We start from the raw sequence: 1,502 nt of genomic DNA, 5'->3' as shown, positions 1-1,502 counted from the left end.
GAAAGACATCCCAGGAGCTTAGATGTCAAGCCGTGAGCACTTCGGCACGATGCGACCAAGCGGTTGCTTCGTTGTAGAGGGTGCGAGTCTTCAGGCAGCCGTGCAAGATGCCGACAAGCCGGTTGGCGAGCTGGCGCAGCGCGGCGTAGTGGCTCACCTCGCGGGCGCGTTGCTGGTCGTAGTAGGCCCGCGCGCCGGGCGAGGCGTTCAGCGCGGCGAAGGCCTGGACACCCAGGGCGTCGACGAGCCGGTCATTGTGGATGAAGCGGGCCAGGACGACCTTCTTCTTGCCCGAGGCTCGGGTGATGGGGCTGGTGCCCGCGTAATTCTTGCGGGCCTTGGCGCTGGCGTACCGGGTGGGGTCGTCTCCGAACTCGGCCAGCACCCGGGCGCCGAGGATCGGCCCCAGTCCCGGCTGGGACAGGATGATCTCAGCGTCCGGGTGCTCGCCAAAATGGGCCTCGACCTCGCCTTCGAGGGTTTTGATCTGCTCGTTCAGCGTGGCCAGGACGGCGGCGGTCGCGCGCACGGTGGCCGCGTAGGCTGCGGTCACCACCTCGCTCTGCCCGAGCTGGTCGGTGCGCAGAGCGGCCTGGATGGCGGCGGCCTTGATGGGGATGCCGCGCCTGCGGGCGTGCTTGAGTGCGGCGCTGATCTGCGTGAGGGTGAGTTTGGCCGCCGAGGCGGGGTCTGGGGCTCGGGTCAGCAGCGCCAGGGTGTCGGCGGCGGTCAGGTCGTCGAAGGCGACCAGCGCGGCGGGGAAGTAGTCGCGCAGCGCGTGCCGCAGCCGTTGCATGTGCCGGATGCGTTCCCAGATCAGCGTCTTGTGCGCGCGGGCGACCACCTTGACGGCGGCGGCCTGGTCGCTGTCGCCGGCCACCGGGCGCAGCTGGTGGGAGTCGGTGCGGACCATGTCGGCCAGCACATGGGCGTCGGCGGCGTCGCTCTTGGCTCCGGACACGCTGTGCCGCTTGCGGTACTCGCTGGCCTGCAACGGGTTGACCGCGAACACCTGGTACCCGGCGGCCAGCAGCGCCTGCACCCACGGGCCACGATCGGTCTCGATCCCGATCAGCACCTGATCGGCATGCTCGCCGGGATCATCTCCCAGGTGTTCGCCGATCATCGCGTGCAGCCGGCCGATGCCTTCCACGCCTTCCGGCAGCCGCGCCTTGGCCAGCCTCTTACCCGTCTGGTCCATCAACTCCACATCGTGGTGGTCCTCGGCCCAGTCGTCCCCGACGAACAGCAACGTCTCTCCCGTCTTCGAGCTCCTCCGGCAGCCGGTCGGGGAAGCTTCGGCGACCTAATGAACTCAGTGCTCACGCCGAACTCGGCAGGCACGACATCCCATCAGCGATCAACTCACCCGGCTACCAGCAGGGGCACGGTCTTTCATCAGGACTCAACGTCCAGGAAGCACGAGTGCTCACCTGCCGGTGGCTACCAGTCCGAAGTCTGCCCGATGACCCGGGCGGATTCGTTAACTCTCATTAGGAAGC

The 1,502-nt window shown here is 67.8% G+C and carries 1 protein-coding gene; it reads right to left on the bottom strand.

The genetic code is table 11. The features are described 5' to 3' along the window. Positions 1 to 25: 25 nt before the first annotated feature. A complete protein-coding gene (locus ACIBQ1_RS61825) occupies positions 26 to 1,252 on the bottom strand; it encodes an IS110 family transposase (protein WP_397292885.1) in 1,227 nt (408 codons plus the stop codon). Positions 1,253 to 1,502: the final 250 nt, after the last annotated feature.

This window comes from Nonomuraea sp. NPDC050153 (genome assembly GCF_044460125.1).
GTDB lineage: Bacteria > Actinomycetota > Actinomycetes > Streptosporangiales > Streptosporangiaceae > Nonomuraea.
This window is presented reverse-complemented; position numbering and strand designations above follow the sequence as displayed.